The following is a 20,897-nucleotide window of genomic DNA, read 5'->3' as shown; positions in this document are numbered from 1 at the left end:
TACTAATCCTTTCAATATCTGCGCTCTTACAGAGGCAATGATTCAACCGTAAGCGATTCGCCTTCTAGACGAATACAACCGCTTGGAGCGGCTCCGTTTTGCTGAAGATTTTCAGTTAACCAATATTGACCTGCGATCGATACCAGTTCTGCTTCAATTTTTTGTGCCATGATAACTGCGTTTCTGTCGCCAGCGGCGCCAGCCATCGCTTTACCACGCAATGTTCCGTATATATGGATACTGCCATCGGCGATAACTTCGGCCCCATTACCTACTGCACCTATGATGATCAAATCAGCATTTTGCGCATAAATCTGCTGTCCGGAACGGACATTTTGCTTAACGATTTTGGTGGTTTTAGGTAATTGAGGTTGTGAAGCGGCTTCTTTTCCAGACTTTACAATCGCTAAACCAATTGCTTTTGCGTGTTTGGTTAGCGCTGCAGATGCACTAGTAATACCCACAACGATTAATTGACGACTGGTTAAAATCTCTTTTAAACCTAAAATGTCAAAATTATCGTTTTGTATTGCACTAAGATTTACCACTAAAGGTGCACCAATAAAAAATTGAGGTGCGATGGCGAGCTTTGCATCTAACTCAGCTGCTATAACTGCCATATCATCATTATTGATATGCAGTACAGAAAGAGTAAAAGAAGAGCCTTTTAATTCTAGGCTAGGTGTTTGCATTCCTGTATTGCTCTCTAGAAAAGTTCAGCGCAACGCCGATATCCATTATATTCCTAACGGACCATGGTATAGTGTGCATCCTTAGCTGGCAAGTTGAATAGTTTGGAAATTGAGTCGTATATGATCTGTGCAGTGTATAAAAGCCTTAGAAAGGCTGAAAGTTACCTTTTCGTTGAAAAACGTAATGATTTTGAACGCGTTCCTGAAGCATTAATGGCCATGTTTGGTGAGCCACAGTTAGTGATGATGCTGCCAATAGAAAAGCGTGACCATTTAGGCTTTGCCGATATTAAAAAAGTGAGATCTGAACTGAAAGAAAAAGGATTTTATTTACAGTTACCGCCTCCTGTTGTTAATTTATTAGAACAACATAAAAAAGACATCGGCTTTAATCCTGAATAATTCGTGATATAAGCTATTAAAGGTGTTTACAAGGATATTTATGCTTTCAGGAAAACCAGCACTAGTATTAGTTAGTTGTTTAAGTGTTATGCCAGTAGCTGTTACCGCACAAGAGCCAAGTCAAAGCTCTTTTAGTGACTATATTGCTCTACTTAAACAAGAAGCAATTGAGCGCGGCGTGAGTCAACGAGTAGTTGATGATGTTTTCCCTAAAATAAAAATGTTTAAAAAAGCTCAGGGACAATTGCCGCAAACAAAGGCAGTCCCGGTGACGCTTGACACCTATCTACCGCAAGCCGTGTCGCAATCGAAAGTTGATTGGACACGCGCTTTCTATGAAAAATACAGTCAACAACTCAACGAGATAAGTCAGCGCTACGGTGTGCAGCCACGCTTTATCGTTGCACTTTGGGCCGTAGATTCTAACTTTGGTCAATCAACTGCAGATTATCCGGCGTTATCGGTATCGGCTTCATTGGCTTATAAAGGTGAGGATGAAGCCTTTTATCGAGATCAGTTCATTAACGCGCTTGAAATTGTTGAGCGAGAGGATCTCAAGTACGCAGATCTTAAAAGTAATGCTAAAGGCGAATTGGGGCTGTCAATACTTCGAGCAAACGACTATCAGACCTACGCACAAGATGGCGATGGCGATGGCAAAAAGCAGCCTTGGAGCAACACAAGTGACGCATTTGCATCAACAGCTTACTTTTTACAGCAAGCAGGCTGGAATGCAGAACAAACTTGGGGACGACAAGTTAAAGTGCCTACATCGTTTGAGTACATGTTGACAGGCTTTGATACTAAAAAGAGCTTTAGCGATTGGCAAAATCTTGGTGTGCGCCGATTTAACGGTACAAACTTACCCAAGCGTGATGACATGTTGATATCAATGGTAATGCCTGATGGTGAAAGTGGTCGTAAATACTTGGTTTACGATAATTACCGCAGATTAACCACTTGGAATGATGCTAATTATTTTGCAATTACAGTCGTTTATCTATCTGAACGTATTAAAAATCCCGCCATTATTTAAGTCATAGTCGTTAGTCTACTGGTAAATTGAACTCTGCCTAATTTGGAGTAGGCCAAGGTAGTCGCTATTTTTAACGCGGCAAAAGCGGCTTGTTAATACCTCAAACAAGCTCACAAAATCAAAAAATGGTGTGTTGGACTTGCTATATCGCAGTAATGTCTGCTGGGCAGTATTGCTCCATCCCTGTATAATGCGCCGCTAATTGATTGGTGTGAGTGAAGACGTAAACATGGCATTTTGGAACGAAAAAACCTTAGCACAGATGAATACTCAAGAGTGGGAGTCATTATGTGATGGTTGTGGTAAGTGTTGTTTGAATAAGCTTATCGACGATGAAACCGAAGAGCTATATTACACCAATGCAGCGTGTCAGTTACTCGATAATCAAGCCGGTCATTGCCAAAACTACTCAGAGCGATTTAAGTTTGTGCCAAGCTGCACCAAAGTCACTGTTGATAATATTGAATCCTTGACTTGGTTGCCGGACAGCTGCGCCTACCGCCGTTTATTTGTTGGGAGAGACTTACCAACTTGGCACCCTTTAAAAACAGGCTCGAAAGAAGCAATGATTTTAGCGGGTATGTCGGTTGCGGGTAAGGTGACATGCGAAACTAAAATTCGAGATATTGAAGATCACATTGTGCTTTGGCCAATGAAAGATGTTGAATAAACTGTAGTGAGCTTTGCTCAAGATATATATAAAAACGCCCTATTTGGTAGGGCGTTTTTTATGGGATTAATTTAACGTTGCTGGCTAAACGGATTTTTTTAGAGCTGGAACAATAAATACGAGTAGGGCTAACAGATAAGCAGCGAAAGCGATAATCATATATTGCCCCATTGTCACACCCATAAACTCCCAAGGGATATCCGTACACATTCCTGTAGGCATAAATACCGATGGCAGCCATTCGTGCAGCTGCAGCCAGCTTGGAAACTCTGGTAAGTATGAGCAGGTTGCAAAAGGTGACGGGTTAGTTTGCATATCAACTAACTCAATTGCGAGTTTAAGGCCCCAACCTGCACTGATCCCCCATGTGGCTAAGCCAATAGCACGTGTAATTCGAGACTTATGGCCAACCACGCCAATTAATCCCGCAAACACTAAGCCGAATACCGCTACGCGTTGATAGATACACATTACACACGGACTCAGTTCCATAATGTATTGAAAGAATAGGGCGGCGAGTTCAAGTGCTACAGCCGATGACATCAGGATCAGCCAGGCGGCGCGCGAGTGGGCAAAGTTGGTTAGTGCATTCAACGACAAAGTCTCCATTGCAAATAAAAAAACGCCCTATTGAATAGGGCGTTTTCTATGACTAACTATTTAGAAAATAGTTCAGATAAGCTTATCAATGTGATGATACTACACCATCTGCAGCTGCTTGAGCAGAGTGATGGATTAACATTTGAGTATCATAAAAATATTGCGTCATCTGTTCTAGCGCACCTAGCTGAATTGCAAGCACACCAACGATAGATAAAACGATCGTGTAAGGTAGTGCCATCCACACCATTCTGCCGTAAGACAGACGGATGAGTGGAGCGATTGCAGAAGTTAGCAAGAATAGGAATGCTGCTTGACCGTTAGGCGTAGCAACTGATGGTAGGTTAGTACCAGTGTTGATTGCTACTGCTAATAGGTCGAACTGATCACGAGTAATTTGGCCATTTAGAAGTGCAGCTTTCACTTCGTTAATGTAAACCGTACCCACGAATACGTTATCGCTCACCATTGAAAGTAGACCGTTAGCAATATAGAAAATAACTAACTGAGTGTTACCTTCGTAGCTTAGTGCCCACTGAATGACAGGTGCAAATAACTGCTGGTCAATAATTACTGCAACGATAGCGAAGAATACTGCTAATAGCGCAGTAAACGGTAGCGCTTCTTCAAAAGCTTTACCTAGTGCGTGTTCGTTAGTGATACCGTTAAATGCAGTCGCTAGAATGATTACAGATAGACCGATTAGACCTACTGAAGCCAAATGTAGCGCAAGACCTGCGATTAACCACACACCAATGACAGCTTGGATTAGCAGTTTAACTTTGTCATGTTTGGTGCGGTTTGCATCTTCATGAGCATCGTAGTCAGAAAGGATTTTATGAACCGCTTCTGGTAGTTGCTGGCCGTAACCAAATACCTTGAATTTCTCAACTAAGAAACAGGTAGTAATACCAGCAAAGAATACTGGAACAGTTACTGGAGACATACGGATAGCAAATTCAGCGAACTGCCAGTTTGCTTGAGCCGCAATAATTAGGTTTTGTGGTTCACCAACCATGGTACAAACACCACCTAATGCAGTACCAACACCGGCATGCATAAGTAGATTACGTAAGAAACCACGGAAAGATTCTAATTCTTCTTCACATAGCTGATTTTGACCATCAGAAGTGTGGTCATGGCTTTCGGCAAAGCTCTTGCCTGATGCAACTTTGTGATAGATAGAGTAGAAACCTACAGCAACTGTGATGATAACCGCGATAACAGTTAACGCATCTAAGAATGCAGACAGAAATGCTGAAGCCATACAGAACAATAAAGAGACTGCTACTTTTGAGCGCACTTTAGTGATCATCTTAGTAAATACAAATAGAAGCAATTGCTTCATGAAGTAAATACCAGCAACCATGAAGACTAGTAGTAGAACTACTTCAAGGTTTGCTTCAATCTCATGCAGCACTTGGCTTGGCGATGTCATGCCAATAGCAACTGCCTCAATCGCTAATAAACCACCAGGTTGCAGTGGGTAGCATTTAAGGGCCATAGCAAGAGTGAAGATAAATTCAACAACTAACAGCCAGCCAGCCACAAACGGATTAAAGTAAAATACGATTGGGTTGATCACTAAAAACGATATGATCGCGAGTTTGAACCACTTTGGTGAATTACCTAAGAAGTTGTCAAGAAACGCCCGACTCATTGTCACAGGCATGGAATCCTCTCTATTTATATATATTTGCTAATAACAAAGCATTAATGGAATTTGCTACAAGCTATAATTAAGCCGATGCTAAAGATAGAACCTTTTTGAAAACTTAAAAAGCCCATAATGGCGAAACAGCTATCTATATCAAATAAATGTGATTTAAAATGGGCTGTTAGCGCAAAAAGTGAGCGGTCTAACTGTTTTCTGTATTTAGTCGCTATCAATTAACGCGGTTTTAGTTTTCATTTTTTCCTGCTCTGGTATGATCTGTCAAAGAACAACACTAATAATTGGATAGAGTAGGCTCATGATCATCAATGCCAAAGGCCCTGCAAGTTTTGCAGAGAAGTATATTGTACGATCCATATGGGAAAATAAGTTTCCTCCAGGCTCTATTCTCCCTGCAGAGCGCGAGTTATCAGAATTAATCGGTGTCACCCGCACAACCTTACGTGAAGTGCTACAGCGCTTAGCGCGTGATGGTTGGCTGACTATTCAACATGGTAAACCTACCCGGGTTAATAATTTCTGGGAAACTTCGGGTCTGAATATTCTTGAGACGATTGCCGAACTTAACCCAGACGGTTTCCCTGAACTGGTTGACCAATTGCTTTCAGCAAGAAGCAGTGTCAGTGCTATCTATTTTAGAGGCGCGATTCGCAATAACCCTGAAGAAGCGGTTGCTGCGTTATCTCAACTGGATGAACTTGAAGATACCGCGCTTGCTTATGCTGAATTTGACTATCAATTACAGCACACCTTAGCGTTTTCATCAGGAAATCCGTTATACGTGTTAATTCTTAACGGCTTTAAAGGCTTGTATAGCAGAGTAGGTCGATACTATTTCTCTAGTGCCGAAGCACGCGCTTTAGCAATGGAGTTTTATAAAGAGTTGCAGCAATTAGCGATTGCGAAAAATTATGCTGATGTGCCTGCCTTAATGCGTACTTACGGTATTAACAGTGGCGTAATGTGGCAGAGCTTACGCGATGACATGCCTGTAGAGCTGGGTCATTCTGACAATTAATGCCTTAGCTGAAAATAATAAGCCATCCTCGGGATGGCTTTTTTGTGTCTGCTTTGTAGAGACGGTAAAGTAATACAAGTTGCTGCTTGATGGTTTTTGGGTTTAGCAAGGGCGAAGGGCTGTCTGCTTTTGCTTATTTAGCGTTAATGATGAACTCATCATTTAAACTGTGATGAGTTCAATCAAGATGTGAACATACGCTATGTTTAACCACTATAAATACAACTTCAACTGACAACTATAGGTCAAAGCTATAATAGATATCTAAAGACTGCTCAATTGTGCCTGAAACAGTCTCAAGATAAAGCTGCGATAGTAAGTAGTACCTTACTGTCATCTCATAGCCTGGATTAAATACACCAACGCCATATTTAACCATTAAGTTATCGCCAATAAAGCCACTAATCGCAAAGCGGCCGTCATCATTGGCGTCTAACTGTACATTTGAAAAACCAATCTTTTCGATGATCCCTGTGGCGGTATTGCCGATATTACCTATTGCACCGCCGCCAATTTGGCTGCTTAGGGTTAATGCTGCGCCCATCATTAAACCGCTATTTTGATCAACACTGTTATTGCTTAAACCTGTGCCGCGGACAATATAATTCAATATTTCTGCCTGCTCTTTGGTTGGGTTAGAAAATAGGTTCACAATGGGCTTCATCGGCGTACCAGTGATACGTACGCCGGCAATGACATCTTCATCCTTAATTTCTCGCGCAGCTTCAATATTGAGGTTAGGCACATCGATAGGCCCAATAAACTGCATTTCACCGGCACGAATTTCAAGAGTTTGCCCCATAAATTTGTAGGTGCCATCAACCACTTTAATTTCACCAAACATGAGTGGTGGTCTAAATGGGTCTTGTTTGAGTTCGAGTTTTCCTTGTAGCTTACCTGTTAGGCCCATTCCGTCGACTCTCAGGTTGTCGCCAACATTGAGGTTAACTTGTGCAGAAACCGCTAATGGGGACACTTTGGCTTCCTTGGAGGCCAAGCTGTCTTCAAACACTACATCTTTTGAAACCGCAATACCGCCTTCTGGAAGCTGGACTATGGTAATTTTGCCCGATGGCACATTGATATCGCCGGTAACATCAAAGGATTCGTCGGTAAATTTAACTTTTAAGTCAGTGCCGACATTTAAAATGGCGAGAGGAGGCTGAATAACTGCAAGATCTTGGCCTTTTATATCAAATGCGCCTTTAAGTTTCTGTTGCGCCCAATCTAATTGCCCATCTACATAGGCGAGGCCTTCGCCCATTTTTAGTTGGCCGTCTATTTGCGCTTTTTTACCGGCAAAGATGAAGTCAAGGTCGATATCTTCAAGCAGAGTAGGGTTAGCCGTTGCCATAATAGCACCGTCATTTAACGCGATTTCACCAGAGACCTGTGGGTCGCTTAAACTGCCAGCAACACTTAATTCACTTGATATCACCCCTTCCAATACTTCAAGTTCGGGTACCAATACCGCTAGTGCTTTTAGATTGATTTTATGCAGTGAGAACTGACCATTCATGGTTCTATCTGGAGTTACATTTATGCCTAAGTTAGCATCCATGCTGGCAATTTCATGGGATTCGAGAGAGATAGCAGTTTGCAGCTGTTTTTCATCAAGCTGACTTTGAAGCTGTACAGATTTATACCCTACAGTCACGTTACTATTATTAGTCGCCTTAAAATCAATGTTACCTTCAGTTAGTTTTAGGTCTAGATTGCCGATAGGTTTTTTATCTGCGAACCACTCAAAGTTTGACTTAAGCGTGGCAGGTCCGTTCCAGTCAAGACTTTGCGGCAACCAAGGTTCGATTAACTTACCAATATCACCGTTAAACTCGAGACTCGCTTTACCATTAAGGCCTAATAAAGTGTCGTTTTGCGCACATAATTTGCCATCTCGATGAGATAGGCAAAATGGTTGTAGCTTACCAGTTTGCTTGGCCAGTGAGTATTCAGCCTCAATGGGTTTATCAAGGGCAATATCACCTAGCTTAGAACGCAATGATAGCTGATTAACTTGACCTGTTATTTGTTGTTTTTTATCGTTATATTGACTCTTTATTGCAGAGTTTAAGGCAAGATCGCCTACAGAGTTAAGCTCAAGTGATTGGCTATTTAAATCACCTTGGCTATAAAAAGTCATGCTGTCTAAATTAAGATCTTGGTAGGTAAACTCTTGCAAGTTTAAGTCGGCATTAAAGCCGTGATTATCAAAGGGCTTATAGTTACCGGTTAACCTTAGACTACTTAGCTCCATCGCCAACAACTGTAGGTCGCGGGCTGTTAGGTTAACCGCGAGATCTGGATGGTCATTTTCGCCAGACACTGCAATATCAGCATTGACGGAGCCATTTGATTGCGCCTGCCACAAGCTAAGATCCGGAACGGTCAATTGTCCATTTAGCGCCCACTGTTTATCTACTGTGCCTTTGACGTATAAGCGGCTTTGCAGCGCATTTACATTTAATCCTTTTGAGCTGAGATACCACTTATGGTTAAGTGATAGATCGCCATCAACTTCAAGTGGGTAGTGCATCACATGGCCGTTTAATTTGGCATTACTGATCGCAATAGCCCAACTACTATCGTTTAAGGTGACTTGACCATTCGTATCGAGTGGGCCTGTGATATCACTTGTTGGTAGCGGACTATCTTTGGAAAAGGTCAGCAGGCTGATATCAAGGTTTTGTGCAGCAACTTTGGCATTCCAGGCTAGTTTTTCACCATACACAAGTGAGCCTTGTAATATTACTTCACCAAGCTTGCTGTTTGCTGCATGTAGTTTGCTGAAATCAAAACGGCTACTTTGATGACTGAATTGACTATCTAGATCAATAGGCGGCTGATACGGTGACGAAAACAAGGTTTGCAGCGATACATTTTGCTTTTGTAAATCACCATCACTTTCAAACTTAATATTCTGCGCTACATAGTCGGCTTGCTTTAGTGGCCACTGTAATTTGTTAGCGCTTAAATTTATCGTATAAGGGATCTGCGGTTTAGCAAGTTCGATGCTCGAGTCGAGATTAAATTCAAACTGACCACTACCTCTAATCTGGCTTCTAAGCTGCTTAAATCCTTGGCTTATGCTGATGTCTAGATTTTGGTTTTCAAGTTCAGGGACTTCAGCAACTTTTGCCAATTTAAAGTTTGCTTTTATATCCATGGGGTAGTCATCAATTAGCGACATTTGGCCAGCTAAACTCGCATCGCCATAAGTATGTTTTGCTTTAAAATCGTCGATATTGATAAGAAATTGCTGGTAACTGCCGCTTAAATGGAGGTAACTGAAATTATCTTTTCGTGGGCCAAGAATTAGCTCACCATTGTCGATGTTTAATGTTTCAACAAATACTGGAATAGGCATAAAGACTTCAGGTAAGTTTGCCATCGCCCAGTCCTGTAGCTCATCGTGGGATTTACTATCTGTTTGTTGGTTGTTAGTTGTTTGCTTTTCATCAGCAACAGCAGTGGGTTCAGATGTGTTTAGTGGAGCTTTTGTAGCGGCAACAGGTTCCGCTTTAGGACTGCTTTCAGCGTCGGTAAATGGAATAGAAACTAATAAACCTTCTGAATATATTGAGCTTGCGCGGATCCCGGTTGATAACCATTCAGCACTTAAATTGAGCTGATTAGCGTTAAAGTCCATGTCATTAACGCGTACCGTTACATTTTTAAGCTCGCCACTATTTAAGGTGATGCCGAAGGGAAGGGTGATCTCTTGGTTTTCTTCAGCTCCTTGATGAGCTAAATGTTGGCTAGTATCAATCTTATTAGTTAAAGCTTCGTTAGCTAAAGCCTCGTTATTTGGATCATCTTCGGCCAAATCTGGATTCGTAGAGACTACGTCAGCATCTGAACCATCAGCGCCAATTAGTTGTGTATCAATCTCAACATTAACCTTTGAACTTGCTAACTGCTCAACACATAATTGCTTTTGCATTAAACACATTGGGTTCCATGCAAGCACTAGGTCGCTGACTTCAACTGCAACGCCATTCATTTGCCAAGCGCCGTAGTTAAGCTCTAACTGACGGTTTATTTGTCCTGATTTATAGTTAAGTTCAAGATCTGGTACCAGCATATCGGCAAGCTTTACGGTTATATGGCTGCCAAACTCGGTGCCAATTAACACTGCAATGCTGATTAATAGCAGTAAGGGCGCATAGATCACGATGCGGCTGCAAAGTTTAAACCAACGCCAAATTCGTAAACGGTAACTTATTTTACTTGGGCTAGCCTTAGTTTCTGCTGGGCTTGTATTGTCTTCAGGAGCTATCATAATTCGGCTCCCATTGTGATATGAATGCGCCATGGTCTGCTTATTGTGTCTGTCTCTTTCAGACCAACACCTACATCAAGTTTGACCGGTCCAATCGGCGAGATCCAGTGAATGCCCGCACCGACAGAGGTAATTAATTCAATTTGGTTTACATCAAATGCGTTACCTGCATCGATAAATGTCGCCACGCGCCAAGTCGGCGTGACATAGTATTGATATTCGATACTGCCGACCATTAAATAGCGCCCACCAACAACTTCACGTACGATTTGGCCATCTTCATTGATAGAGTCAATTGATGGCCCAAGTTCATTGTAACTATAACCACGAATGCTTTGATCACCACCGGCAAAATAGCGTAGTGAAGGCGGGATGTTTTCAAGAGAGTTATTGCTCGTTAGGTTCGCTGCCATATCGAGACGCGATACAATTCTGTGCTTATCAAAGAATGTCTCAATCCATTTAAATTTGGTTTGTAAGCGAGCGAGCCTAACTTCAGAGCCTAAGCTTGGATCGGCATATTCAAGGCTATAAAACTGAAAGAAGCCCGATTTAGGGTCAAGTGAGTTATCACCACGAGTGGTTTTAGACAAACTTGTACCAAACAACACATAGCGAGGATCGTAATCAACGCCTGATTGCTGGTAGCTCTCTTTCATTACTTCCGCCGAATAGTTAAATAACCATTTGCTTTGTAGTCTTTGTTGGCGAATAACCGCAAACAACATTTTTGATGACTCAAGTTGGCCAGTATTATTAAATTGGCGTTCATCGCTGTCGTACACTTGAGTGACACCATATTTGTCGCGCAGCATACCAATACGCAGCTTTAACTGATCATCAAGTGGATGAGTTAAAGGAATGGTATAAGTGGTCAAAAACTTGGGTTTGTCTGGTGACCACTCAGCGGTTGTTTCTTGAGAGTGACCATATTTGTTGATTTGGGGTGTTCGCCAAGTGACTCGTACGCGAGGTTCAAGCTTGTTATCCACTGTATTACCAATATCAGCACCTAAACCTAATTCAATTGAATGATTTGGCCTTGGGCTCAGTTCAACTCGGATCGGAACTTGTAGTCCTTCGACCTGTTCGACTAAAGGCAATACTTTGATGTTGGAAAAATATCCTGTATCTAATAGTTGGCGGTTAAGTTGGCCAAGGTTACCTGTGCTGTATGGGGCATCAAGTTTAAAAGGCACTAACTCATCAAGAATCTCAGGTTCTAGAGTGTGGCCAGTAAAGGTCACTTCACCAATATGATAACGTTGACCAGAGTCATAATATAAAGCGATTTTGGCAGTATTAAAGTCGCGGTCCACCACGATTTCAGCAAGGTCAAATTTACCGTCAAAATAGCCTCGAGCAAGGGCTAGGGTCAGTAGTTGGGATTTTATGTCGTCATATACGCCATGGTTGAGCCTATCGCCTGGTCGAATCGTTAATTGACTTAACCATTTTTCAAACAGTGGATCGGTTTGCATTTCGCCTTTAACTTGAATATCTATCCAGCTTATTAGCGTCGGCTCACCAGGTGTGATAGTTAAGTTGAGGCGCCATGGCTCGTCGCCATTATTGATAACATCTTGAGTGACCTTACTATGGTAATAGCCCATTGAGTGCATAGCGGCTTCGATGTTGTCTTCAGCGTTAAAAATAAAAGCTCTGCGCTGCACACTTGACTCAGGTAGGCTGCCTAAGTGGGCTTTAATATTGGTCGCTAATGCCCCTTTAACACCTTTAATATTGATGCTTAACCAATCGTCTGCTCGAACGGAAAATGTTGCCATAGATAAACTGGCAAGTAATAAAATTGAGACTAGTAATCGAAACAAACTTATCAACAAAAATCAGACTCTTATTATTGGTTTCATTAAGACGACCTATTGTCACCAGAATCGGGAGTTCAAGCAAGTTGCTGATTGTAATTATGGTTGAAAATGGTTACAAAGAAGGCAAATAAATAGAACTAGGATACGGTTTGTGAATTATAGAGCATTGAGTACTGCGTTTTTGGTCGTTTTATCTACAGGTTTGTCAGTTAATGCAGTGGCAGATGACAAGCCATTCTCGATTGCAATTCATGGCGGTGCGGGGACGATTTCAAAAGCCAATCTAACTGCTGAGCAACAACAAGCATACAGAGCCAAACTGCAAGAAGCCGTCGATGCTGGTTATAAAATTCTAGCTAAGGGCGGTGATAGCCTAGATGCGGTAAAAGCCTCTATCAATATCTTAGAAGATAGCCCACTATTTAATGCAGGACTTGGTGCGGTTTATACCTTTGATGGCGCTCATGAGTTAGATGCATCGATTATGGATGGCAAAACCATGAATGCAGGTGCTGTCGCTGGTGTAAAACATATTAAGAACCCGATAGATCTGGCTATCACTGTAATGGAAAAATCGCCACACGTAATGCTATCTGGTCAAGGTGCTGAGGAGTTCGCGCTTACTCAAGGTTATAAGTTAGTGCCTGCGGCTCACTTTGATACAGACAATCGCTATCAGCAGTTAAAAACCGCTAAGGAAAAGATCCGTAAAACTGAATCTAACGCTGACTATCAAGCAAGTAACGGAGTAGGCCATAACTATAAGCAAAGCGCACTGGAATACAGTGAGTTTGACTACAAGTTTGGCACTGTAGGAGCGGTAGCATTAGATAAAGATGGCAACCTTGCAGCAGGCACATCAACAGGTGGCATGACGGCAAAGCGTTTTGGCCGTATAGGCGATTCACCGGTAATTGGCGCAGGTACTTATGCTGAGAATGGGGTTTGTGCCGTTTCTGCCACAGGCCACGGAGAGTACTTTATACGTTATCATGTGGCCGGTGATATTTGCGCAAAAGTAAAGTATCAAAACAAATCGATTATCCAAGCGGCAGATGAAGTGATTAACCAGCGACTAATCACGGCTGGTGGCACTGGGGGCGTGATTGCCATTGATCAGCGTGGCAACATTGCAACACCGTTCAATACTGAAGGAATGTACCGTGCAACTCGCAAGAATAATGAGCCTGCTCAAGTGATGATTTGGTCAGACTTGTAAGGCTTTTAGCAGCTGTTTTAGCTGTATCTTGGCTATTTTTGAGCGATATAAAACCGCGCTAGCAACTAGTGCGGTTTTTGGTTTTATATAACGCTACTAAATCATCAGAACACTAGGTAAATTATTATTCACTAATGCACAGTGGGAAAACGTTATATAATGGACGCCTATTAAGCCATTACCCATTGTATTGATGAACAAGCCAACCCTTAATCTAAACGCTGACTTAGCAAGTTCTGACAAAAGTTCGGCTGCAACCATGAGTAATCTTGTTAGCAAAAAGCCTGATAGAGCCACTGCCATGTTGCAAATTATTGAGCAGGTAAAACAAGAGTTGCCGCTTTATGAGTCGGAAACATTTGCTTGTGGACCTGATGGAAGCTGTATTGGCTGCCCGAAAAAACTATTAGAGCTAGTTGATGGTGAATTGAGTTATTGGGAGAGTGCAATTGCAAATGGCAGAACGCCTCAATTTGATGAAATACGTCAATTTGGCAAACTATGCACTAACGTTAAACGAGGTTTAGTGCGTAATGGAGTACTAGAAAAGTTTCAGCAGTTAAAAGCACAAACCCTGGCGGTTGAAGTTGTTTAACGCTTTGAAGCCCGGCAGGCACAAACCACTTTTAAAGCTAGCAAACTTGCTGTTTCAACAAAAACAGCAAGTTTTGTTCATAAAAACAAACCGATAATTTAACCTCAAGTTCTCAGCAAGAATATAACAGGCATACTCAATAAGCAGTTAATCAAAATTTGTGAAATAGCTCACTAATATTTATTTGTATGACTATGAATAAAAAGCCAAAATGCCGCGCAATCTCTTCCCCCTCAAAAAAGCGTACACGCATAAAAAGGTTGCACATGAGCAAAAAATTTCTGATCACTTGGGATCAAATGCAAGGTTACACCCGTGAATTGGCAGAACGTTTACTACCTGCCCAGCAATGGCAAGGCATTATTGCTGTAAGCCGCGGTGGACTTGTTCCTGCAGCTATTCTAGCGCGTGAGCTAGGCATTCGTAATGTCGATACCATCTGTATTTCAAGTTATGATCACGATCACCAACGTGAAACTAAAATCATCAAGCAGGCACCTGGCGACGGTGAAGGCTTTATCGTTATTGATGACTTAGTCGACAGCGGCTCAACGGCTAAAATCGTACGTGAAATCTACCCTAAGGCTAAATTCGTTACTGTGTGTGCTAAGCCTGCTGGTAAGCCATTAGTGGATGACTACATTGTTGATATCCCGCAAGATACTTGGATTGAACAGCCATGGGATACAGGTGTTAGCTTTAGAGAGCCACTTTGTAAGTAATCGCCTAAATTACAATTTTAAGGTGAAAATGAAAACCGAATAGTCCGCTATTCGGTTTTTTTGTCACTAATTTATTCGTCAGAAACGCAGGATTATTAAAAGCCTTTTTATATCAAGTGGTTAAGCTCATCCTTGCCAGTTGAGCTAATATTCGTTTTTAGATAATTCAATTCACTTAGTTACAATGTTTAATGAGCAGTTATAACCATTTGGCCTTTTTGCCCAAATTATTAGTTTATTCTTAATCAATAGTACGTGTTTTAAGCTGATTTTATTCAATTATCAAGAGTTTAACAGCTTGTTACGGTTGTGTAAGATTGATATTATTACTCTAAAAGTAATACTGTCAGGGCGATAAAGATGGATGGTAACGGCTTAGATCTAACCAATAAAATACGCTCAAAAGTACTTGCGTCATTAAGTTTTATACTCTTTATTGCAGCGATCTGTTTTGCAATTTTTAATATTGTTTATCATCAAGCTTACGCTTTTGCTGCTTTAGAGCTTATTTTTGCCGCTTTTTCATTTGACGTTTTTTGGAATAACAGCAAAAAGAACAATTACAGCATTAATAAACTCTACGTCTATTTACTATTCTTGGCTTTTTTAATCGTTTTTGGAACTTATAGCTTTCCATTGAATGACGCACTCTTCATTTGGGCCTTTTCCTTCCCAACTATCTCTTATTTACTCCTTGGAAAACGGCTTGCTTTTCGAGTCTCGTTATTTGTATTTGTCTCCATTGGTTCGATACTGTTTTATAAATTAACCTTCCTCAGAGAGTTTGATATTGAACCTGTGATGATCAACTTTCTGTTCTGTTATACCTGCATCTGGACAGTTTCTCATTACTATGAACTCAGTAGAGCAAGTGCTCATGATTCATTGATTAAGCTTGCTCACAGTGACTCGCTTACTAAAATTAATAACCGATTGGCTTTTTCTGAAGGGTTTAATGACCATGTCGGAGAGTATCTGTTGTTGCTTGATCTAGATTACTTTAAATCAATTAATGATAACTATGGTCACGATACTGGAGATAGGGTGTTGTTAACTGTGGCTAACTGTTTTAAGGCATTGATAGATGAAAGCCGAGTTTTTCGTATCGGTGGTGAAGAGTTTTGTATTTGGTTAGATACGAACGTGTTAGAAGATGCACTGGTACGTTCTGAAAAGATAAGAGCTCGCGTTGCGCTGTTGCAAATCGAATACGATAGGCAAATGGTCAATGTAACAGTTAGCGGTGGCTTGGCTTTACATAAAAATCAAATGTTACAATCGGAGTTGTTAAAAGTGGCGGATAAACATTTGTATCATGCTAAAAGTCAGGGGCGAAACGTTATTGTATATGAAGATCAACAGCCACAGAGTTAGCTTATTTCCCCGCCTATGTTGTTAATTCTTAGCTAAACTAACAAAGAGACACTAAATAGGGGAACGAAATGGATTCAATAAACGTACAAGAGCATATGGATCGTCAACCTGTATTGTTATCGCCAACCATGTCACTGGCCACGGCAGTAGAAAAGCTGCTGGATAATAAAAAGCTCGGCGCCCCAGTGGTAGAAGCTGACGGTTCTTTAGTGGGTTTTTTATCGCAGCAAGATTGTTTAGCGGCAATGCTTAAAAGTAGTTATCACTGTGATTTAACCGCAATAGTCAAAGATTGTATGCGCACCGATGTGTTGTCAGTCACCCCCAGTAGCAGTGTACTGCAGCTTGCAGAACAGATGCTTGGCCCTAAGCCTAAGGTTTACCCAGTTGTTGAAGAGGGTAAAGTTGTCGGTACAATAAATCGAACCAATGTACTGCAAGCCATTAACACCTATATGCAGCAGTGTTATTTAACGCCTGCTTAGCTTACAACATGTAGCTGGATAGCAAGCGTATTTATTTAATCGCAGGTTAAGTTAAACAATATTAGCAACAGCAAAAGGCACAAAAGGGCAGTGAATGCATTTTTGTGTTTTTTGTGCGGGTTAAACCAGCAAAACTACGTTTTAATCACTGAACACCTTGGGTTAAAGGTAAAGTATTTTAAGCCAGCTATACCAACTAACAGCGTTCCTTGCTAGGATCATAAGCTTTCGTCTTGGCTATGGAATTTGCACTTGAGTTCGCAACAGCATCCTTTATCTAACGCATTCTTAAAACACTGTTATGAAGTCGACGCCGCTAAAATTAGGCAGCGTCTTTTTAGGCTGAAAAAACAGCCAGAATCAGACAAGAAAACCGCCACGCTTGAACAGCTCGAGCAATTAGCGCTTGAGTCTCGTCAAAAAGTGGAGCAGCGTTTAGCGAACCGACCAAGTATTACCTATCCAGACAGTTTACCTGTGTCGCAAAAGCGCGATGAAATTGCTACTGCCATTGCCAATAATCAGGTCGTGATTGTGGCGGGTGAAACTGGCTCAGGTAAAACCACACAGTTACCCAAGATCTGTTTAGAGCTAGGCTTAGGTACACGTGGACTGATTGGTCATACTCAGCCACGCCGCCTAGCTGCAAGAAGTGTTGCAACCCGAATTGCTGAAGAGATGAACACACCATTAGGTGAAGCCGTGGGCTTTAAAGTTCGTTTTGCGGATGCGATTAATGATACCTCGTACATCAAATTGATGACCGATGGTATTTTATTGGCCGAGTTGACCAATGATAAATTCCTTAATCAATACGACACCATTATTATCGATGAAGCGCACGAGCGTAGCCTTAACATCGATTTTATTCTGGGTTATTTGAAAAACGTATTAAGTAAACGTCCCGATCTTAAAGTGATTATCACTTCGGCAACCATTGATGTTGACCGTTTTTCAAAGCACTTTAACAATGCACCTGTTATTGAAGTATCGGGCCGTACCTATCCGGTTGAAACTCGCTATCGCCCATTAGTGCAAGACAAAGACGACGATCTTGATTTAATTGATGGCATTTTTGCTGCGACCGATGAGCTGATGCAAGAAGGCCTAGGCGACATTCTTATCTTTATGAATGGCGAGCGTGAAATCCGTGATGTGGCAGAGCAGCTTAATCGTCGTAATTATCGAGATACCGAAATTCTGCCGCTATATGCTCGTCTATCTTATGGCGAGCAGTCTAAAGTCTTTAGTAGCCATGTGGGTCGACGCATTGTATTAGCGACGAACGTGGCAGAAACCTCGTTAACAGTGCCGGGTATTCGCTATGTGATTGACCCCGGTACCGCGCGTATTAGCCGTTATAGTTACCGCACTAAAGTACAACGCCTACCCATTGAGCCAATCTCACAAGCCAGTGCCAACCAGCGTCAAGGCCGTTGTGGTCGTGTGGCGCCGGGCATTTGTATTCGCCTTTATAGCGAAGAAGACTTTGTTTCACGCCCAGGCTTTACCGATCCAGAGATTTTACGTACCAACTTAGCTTCGGTTATTTTGAAAATGCTATCGATTGGCTTAGGGGATATCGAAGGTTTCCCCTTTATCCAGCCACCAGATTCACGTTACATTCGTGACGGATTTATGCTGCTTGAAGAGCTGCAAGCGGTCGTCAAAAAGAAGGGCAGACTCGATTTAACTCAGCTTGGTCGTCAATTAGCGCATATTCCGGTGGACCCTCGTCTAGCGCGTATGGTTATTGAAGCTCAGCAAAATGGTTGTTTGCATGAAGCTTTGGTGATCACTGCGGGTTTATCGATTCAAGATCCCCGTGAACGCCCAATGGATAAGAAGCAAGCGGCCGATCAGGCGCATAATCGTTATAGCGATAAAGACTCAGACTTTGTTTCTTGGCTCAACCTTTGGGATCATATTAAGCAAAGCCAGAAAGAGCTGTCGAGCAATCAGTTTAGAAAGCAATGTAAAGCTGAGTTTTTAGCGTACCTCAGAGTGCGTGAGTGGCAAGACTTGTACACTCAGCTAAGGCAAGCGACCCATGAACTTAAATGGAAGCTTAACTCGCCAAGCGATGAGCTTGATTATGAAGGCTTGCATCGCTCGTTGCTGACAGGCCTATTAAGCCATATCGGTTTTAAAGATAAAGACAATGAATATTTAGGTGCTCGCAACCGCAAGTTCTTTGTGTTCCCGGGTTCTCCTTTAGCTAAAAAAGGGCCTAAGTGGATCATGGCGGCCGAGCTGACGGAAACATCGCGCTTATTTGCACGCTGCTGCGCTCGTATTCAACCTGAATGGGTTGAGCCGCTTGCGGCGCATCTAGTGAAAAAGAATTACGTAGAGCCACACTTTGAATCAAAACAGGGCTCGGTGGTCGCACTTGAAAACCAAGTGCTTTATGGCCTGCAAATCGTTAATCGCCGCAAAGTACAATATGGTCCAGTTGAGCCTGTTGAGGCGCGTGAGATCTTCATTCGCTCGGCGTTAGCCGACGGTGAACTACGTACCAATGAAGCCTTTTTCATTAACAACCAAAAGCTGTTGCTCGATATTGAATCCCTTGAGCATAAGTCACGTCGTCGCGACATTTTGGTGGATGAACAAGCTTTATATGCCTTTTATGAGCCGAAGATCCCAGATGGTATTTACAACGCACCTAAGTTTTTAAAGTGGTGGAAAGCAGCGAAAAAATCCACGCCAGATCTATTAGATTTTGAGCGTGAATCTTTGATGCAGCGCAGTAGCGAGCATATCTCGGCGTTAGATTTTCCAGATAAGTGGCACAAAGGTAATTTAGTGCTGAAAGTGAGTTATCATTTTGAGCCATCACTGCCTGATGACGGTGTGTCTGTGCATATTCCGGTAGCCTTGATCAACCAAATTGATGAGACCGATTTTGACTGGATAGTGCCTGGTCTACGTGAAGAAAAGTGCATTGCACTGATCAAGTCACTGCCAAAGGCGCTGCGTCGTAACTTTGTCCCAGCTCCAGACTATGCAAAAGCCTGTTTACAGGCGATGACACCGTTTGAATTGCCGTTAATTGACGCCATGTGCAAGCAGTTGCTACGCATGAGTGGCACCCGTATTTCAGCTGAAGACTTTGATACCACGCAGTTAGTGAAACACTTACTGGTGAATTTCAAGGTTGAAGGGGATAAAGGTAAGTTGCTTGCTGAGGGGCGCGAACTTGAGCCTTTAAAAGCCAGTATGCAAGGCCAAGTCGTGCAGGCTATTCGCAGCGTTGCTGACTCAGGTATTGAGAAAAAGGGTCTAGAGCAATGGACCTTTGGCGATTTACCTAAACAGTTTGAGCAAAAGAAGGGCAACTTTGAAGTTAAAGCGTTTCCTGCGCTGGTGGATGATAAAACCAGCGTGTCGATCAAATTATTTGATGATGAATTTGAAGCGCAAAAGCAGCATCGTATCGGTCTGCAACGTTTGCTATTACTGAACATTCCATCACCGGTAAAACATTTGCAAAAATCACTGCCAAACAAGGCAAAACTTGCGATGTATTTTAATCCTTTTGGTCAGGTAAATATCTTAATTGATGACATTCTATCGGCTGCTGTACAGCAACTATTGGATGAGAAGGGCATTGATGTTCGCTCTGAGACCGCTTTTACTGAAGCGAAAGACTGGGTAAGGCAGGAGCTTAATCCGACAGCGGAAAAAATAGCCTTAAAAGTGGAAGAGATCTTAACCATTTATAACCGCATTAAAAAACGTCTAAAAGGTAAAATTAGCTTAGATATCGCCTTTGCGATGAGTGATATTCAAAGCCAGCTAGACCAATTGGTGTTTAAAGGCTTTGTAGAACAGTCTGGTTGGCAACGTCTTGGTGATTTGAATCGTTATTTAAAAGGCATTGAAAACCGTTTAGAGAAGCTACCAGTGGACCCTAATCGCGACCGCATTCACATGCTGAGCGTTAATAAGGTTCAAGAGCTACTTAAAGCGCAAATGGCCAAACTGCCTAAGTCACAACCTGTGCCCGAGGGGTTAATTGAAGCGCGCTGGATGATTGAGGAATATCGCGTGTCCTGTTTTGCCCAGGTGCTAGGTACGGCTTATCCAATCTCAGAAAAGCGTATTCTGAATCAAATCGCGCAAGTGTAACTCGTCATCTAACGAGTAGATGAAGCGTACCTTTTAGGTGCGCTTTTTTGTATCTAACAAATCATATCTTGTTTTCGTTGTTTCCATGCTTACAGCCTCTTTTCTGCACTTTCTTAAACAGTGCTCTTTATAGAAATTAAAAGTGATCTAATCCTTATCGTTCG

The 20,897-nt window shown here is 42.1% G+C and carries 15 protein-coding genes; 10 read left to right on the top strand and 5 right to left on the bottom strand.

Translation table 11 applies throughout. From position 1 onward, the window contains the following. Window positions 1-26 precede the first annotated feature (26 nt). Window positions 27-692: a septum site-determining protein MinC gene (gene minC / locus MSG37_RS10155; RefSeq protein ID WP_248470559.1), complete on the bottom strand. Its 666-nt coding sequence runs from the start codon at window positions 690-692 to the stop codon at window positions 27-29. Window positions 693-812: 120 nt separating this feature from the next. On the opposite strand from minC, the gene MSG37_RS10150 reads away from it, so the two are divergent. The 3 genes from MSG37_RS10150 (at window position 813) to MSG37_RS10140 (ending at window position 2,800) form a co-directional block, all read left to right on the top strand. After that, on the top strand, window positions 813-1,094 hold the full coding sequence (locus MSG37_RS10150; protein WP_248470697.1) for a YcgL domain-containing protein: 282 nt from the start codon (window positions 813-815) through the stop codon (window positions 1,092-1,094). A 40-nt stretch (window positions 1,095-1,134) separates the two neighbouring features. Next, on the top strand, window positions 1,135-2,130 hold the full coding sequence (locus tag MSG37_RS10145; protein WP_248470558.1) for a lytic murein transglycosylase: 996 nt from the start codon (window positions 1,135-1,137) through the stop codon (window positions 2,128-2,130). Window positions 2,131-2,359: 229 nt separating this feature from the next. Continuing rightward, window positions 2,360-2,800, top strand: coding sequence for a YcgN family cysteine cluster protein (locus MSG37_RS10140; RefSeq protein WP_248470556.1), 441 nt, complete (start codon window positions 2,360-2,362; stop codon window positions 2,798-2,800). A gap of 84 nt (window positions 2,801-2,884) precedes the next feature. On the opposite strand, the gene dsbB is transcribed toward MSG37_RS10140, so the two are convergent. Both dsbB and nhaB read right to left on the bottom strand, forming a co-directional pair. Beyond that, window positions 2,885-3,394 (bottom strand): disulfide bond formation protein DsbB, encoded by a 510-nt coding sequence (dsbB, locus tag MSG37_RS10135; RefSeq protein WP_248470555.1) that lies wholly within the window; start codon window positions 3,392-3,394, stop codon window positions 2,885-2,887. Window positions 3,395-3,485: 91 nt separating this feature from the next. Further along, window positions 3,486-5,072 (bottom strand): sodium/proton antiporter NhaB, encoded by a 1,587-nt coding sequence (gene nhaB, locus MSG37_RS10130; RefSeq protein ID WP_248470554.1) that lies wholly within the window; start codon window positions 5,070-5,072, stop codon window positions 3,486-3,488. A gap of 301 nt (window positions 5,073-5,373) precedes the next feature. On the opposite strand from nhaB, the gene fadR reads away from it, so the two are divergent. Next, on the top strand, window positions 5,374-6,093 hold the full coding sequence (gene fadR / locus MSG37_RS10125; protein WP_248470552.1) for a fatty acid metabolism transcriptional regulator FadR: 720 nt from the start codon (window positions 5,374-5,376) through the stop codon (window positions 6,091-6,093). Between the two features lie 238 nt (window positions 6,094-6,331). Here fadR and MSG37_RS10120 read toward each other — a convergent pair whose 3' ends face one another. Continuing rightward, window positions 6,332-10,375 (bottom strand): translocation/assembly module TamB domain-containing protein, encoded by a 4,044-nt coding sequence (locus MSG37_RS10120; protein ID WP_248470551.1) that lies wholly within the window; start codon window positions 10,373-10,375, stop codon window positions 6,332-6,334. Beyond that, a complete protein-coding gene (locus MSG37_RS10115; protein WP_248470549.1) occupies window positions 10,372-12,162 on the bottom strand; it encodes an autotransporter assembly complex family protein in 1,791 nt (596 codons plus the stop codon). Before MSG37_RS10115 ends, MSG37_RS10120 begins: the two co-directional genes overlap by 4 nt. A gap of 208 nt (window positions 12,163-12,370) precedes the next feature. Between MSG37_RS10115 and MSG37_RS10110 the strand changes: the two genes are divergently transcribed. The 6 genes from MSG37_RS10110 to hrpA all read left to right on the top strand — a co-directional run bounded on the left by MSG37_RS10110 (window position 12,371) and on the right by hrpA (window position 20,733). Continuing rightward, window positions 12,371-13,423 carry an isoaspartyl peptidase/L-asparaginase gene (locus MSG37_RS10110; RefSeq protein ID WP_248470696.1) on the top strand — a complete coding sequence of 351 codons (1,053 nt, stop codon included), beginning with the start codon at window positions 12,371-12,373 and terminating at the stop codon, window positions 13,421-13,423. A gap of 259 nt (window positions 13,424-13,682) precedes the next feature. Continuing rightward, a complete protein-coding gene (locus MSG37_RS10105; protein ID WP_248470548.1) occupies window positions 13,683-14,018 on the top strand; it encodes a hypothetical protein in 336 nt (111 codons plus the stop codon). 266 nt (window positions 14,019-14,284) lie between these two features. Next, entirely contained in the window at window positions 14,285-14,740 is a 456-nt protein-coding gene (gene gpt, locus MSG37_RS10100; RefSeq protein WP_248470546.1) for a xanthine phosphoribosyltransferase, read from the top strand. Between the two features lie 360 nt (window positions 14,741-15,100). Continuing rightward, window positions 15,101-16,114 carry a GGDEF domain-containing protein gene (locus MSG37_RS10095; RefSeq protein WP_248470545.1) on the top strand — a complete coding sequence of 338 codons (1,014 nt, stop codon included), beginning with the start codon at window positions 15,101-15,103 and terminating at the stop codon, window positions 16,112-16,114. A 68-nt stretch (window positions 16,115-16,182) separates the two neighbouring features. Beyond that, window positions 16,183-16,599, top strand: coding sequence for a CBS domain-containing protein (locus MSG37_RS10090; RefSeq protein WP_248470544.1), 417 nt, complete (start codon window positions 16,183-16,185; stop codon window positions 16,597-16,599). Window positions 16,600-16,851: 252 nt separating this feature from the next. Next, window positions 16,852-20,733, top strand: coding sequence for an ATP-dependent RNA helicase HrpA (hrpA, locus tag MSG37_RS10085; protein ID WP_248470543.1), 3,882 nt, complete (start codon window positions 16,852-16,854; stop codon window positions 20,731-20,733). Window positions 20,734-20,897 lie beyond the last annotated feature (164 nt).

This window comes from Shewanella sp. 1CM18E (genome assembly GCF_023161665.1).
Classification (GTDB): domain Bacteria; phylum Pseudomonadota; class Gammaproteobacteria; order Enterobacterales; family Shewanellaceae; genus Shewanella.
This window is presented reverse-complemented; position numbering and strand designations above follow the sequence as displayed.

What these genes read in the sequence shown, in the direction of transcription:
- minC (WP_248470559.1), bottom strand. Translation starts at nt 692, where the DNA reads ATGCAAACACCTAGCCTAGAATTAAAAGGCTCTTCTTTTACTCTTTCT.
- MSG37_RS10090 (WP_248470544.1), top strand. Translation starts at nt 16,183, where the DNA reads ATGGATTCAATAAACGTACAAGAGCATATGGATCGTCAACCTGTATTG.
- MSG37_RS10120 (WP_248470551.1), bottom strand. Translation starts at nt 10,375, where the DNA reads ATGATAGCTCCTGAAGACAATACAAGCCCAGCAGAAACTAAGGCTAGC.
- MSG37_RS10145 (WP_248470558.1), top strand. Translation starts at nt 1,135, where the DNA reads ATGCTTTCAGGAAAACCAGCACTAGTATTAGTTAGTTGTTTAAGTGTT.
- MSG37_RS10140 (WP_248470556.1), top strand. Translation starts at nt 2,360, where the DNA reads ATGGCATTTTGGAACGAAAAAACCTTAGCACAGATGAATACTCAAGAG.
- fadR (WP_248470552.1), top strand. Translation starts at nt 5,374, where the DNA reads ATGATCATCAATGCCAAAGGCCCTGCAAGTTTTGCAGAGAAGTATATT.
- MSG37_RS10095 (WP_248470545.1), top strand. Translation starts at nt 15,101, where the DNA reads ATGGATGGTAACGGCTTAGATCTAACCAATAAAATACGCTCAAAAGTA.
- gpt (WP_248470546.1), top strand. Translation starts at nt 14,285, where the DNA reads ATGAGCAAAAAATTTCTGATCACTTGGGATCAAATGCAAGGTTACACC.
- MSG37_RS10150 (WP_248470697.1), top strand. Translation starts at nt 813, where the DNA reads ATGATCTGTGCAGTGTATAAAAGCCTTAGAAAGGCTGAAAGTTACCTT.
- nhaB (WP_248470554.1), bottom strand. Translation starts at nt 5,072, where the DNA reads ATGCCTGTGACAATGAGTCGGGCGTTTCTTGACAACTTCTTAGGTAAT.
- MSG37_RS10115 (WP_248470549.1), bottom strand. Translation starts at nt 12,162, where the DNA reads ATGGCAACATTTTCCGTTCGAGCAGACGATTGGTTAAGCATCAATATT.
- MSG37_RS10105 (WP_248470548.1), top strand. Translation starts at nt 13,683, where the DNA reads ATGAGTAATCTTGTTAGCAAAAAGCCTGATAGAGCCACTGCCATGTTG.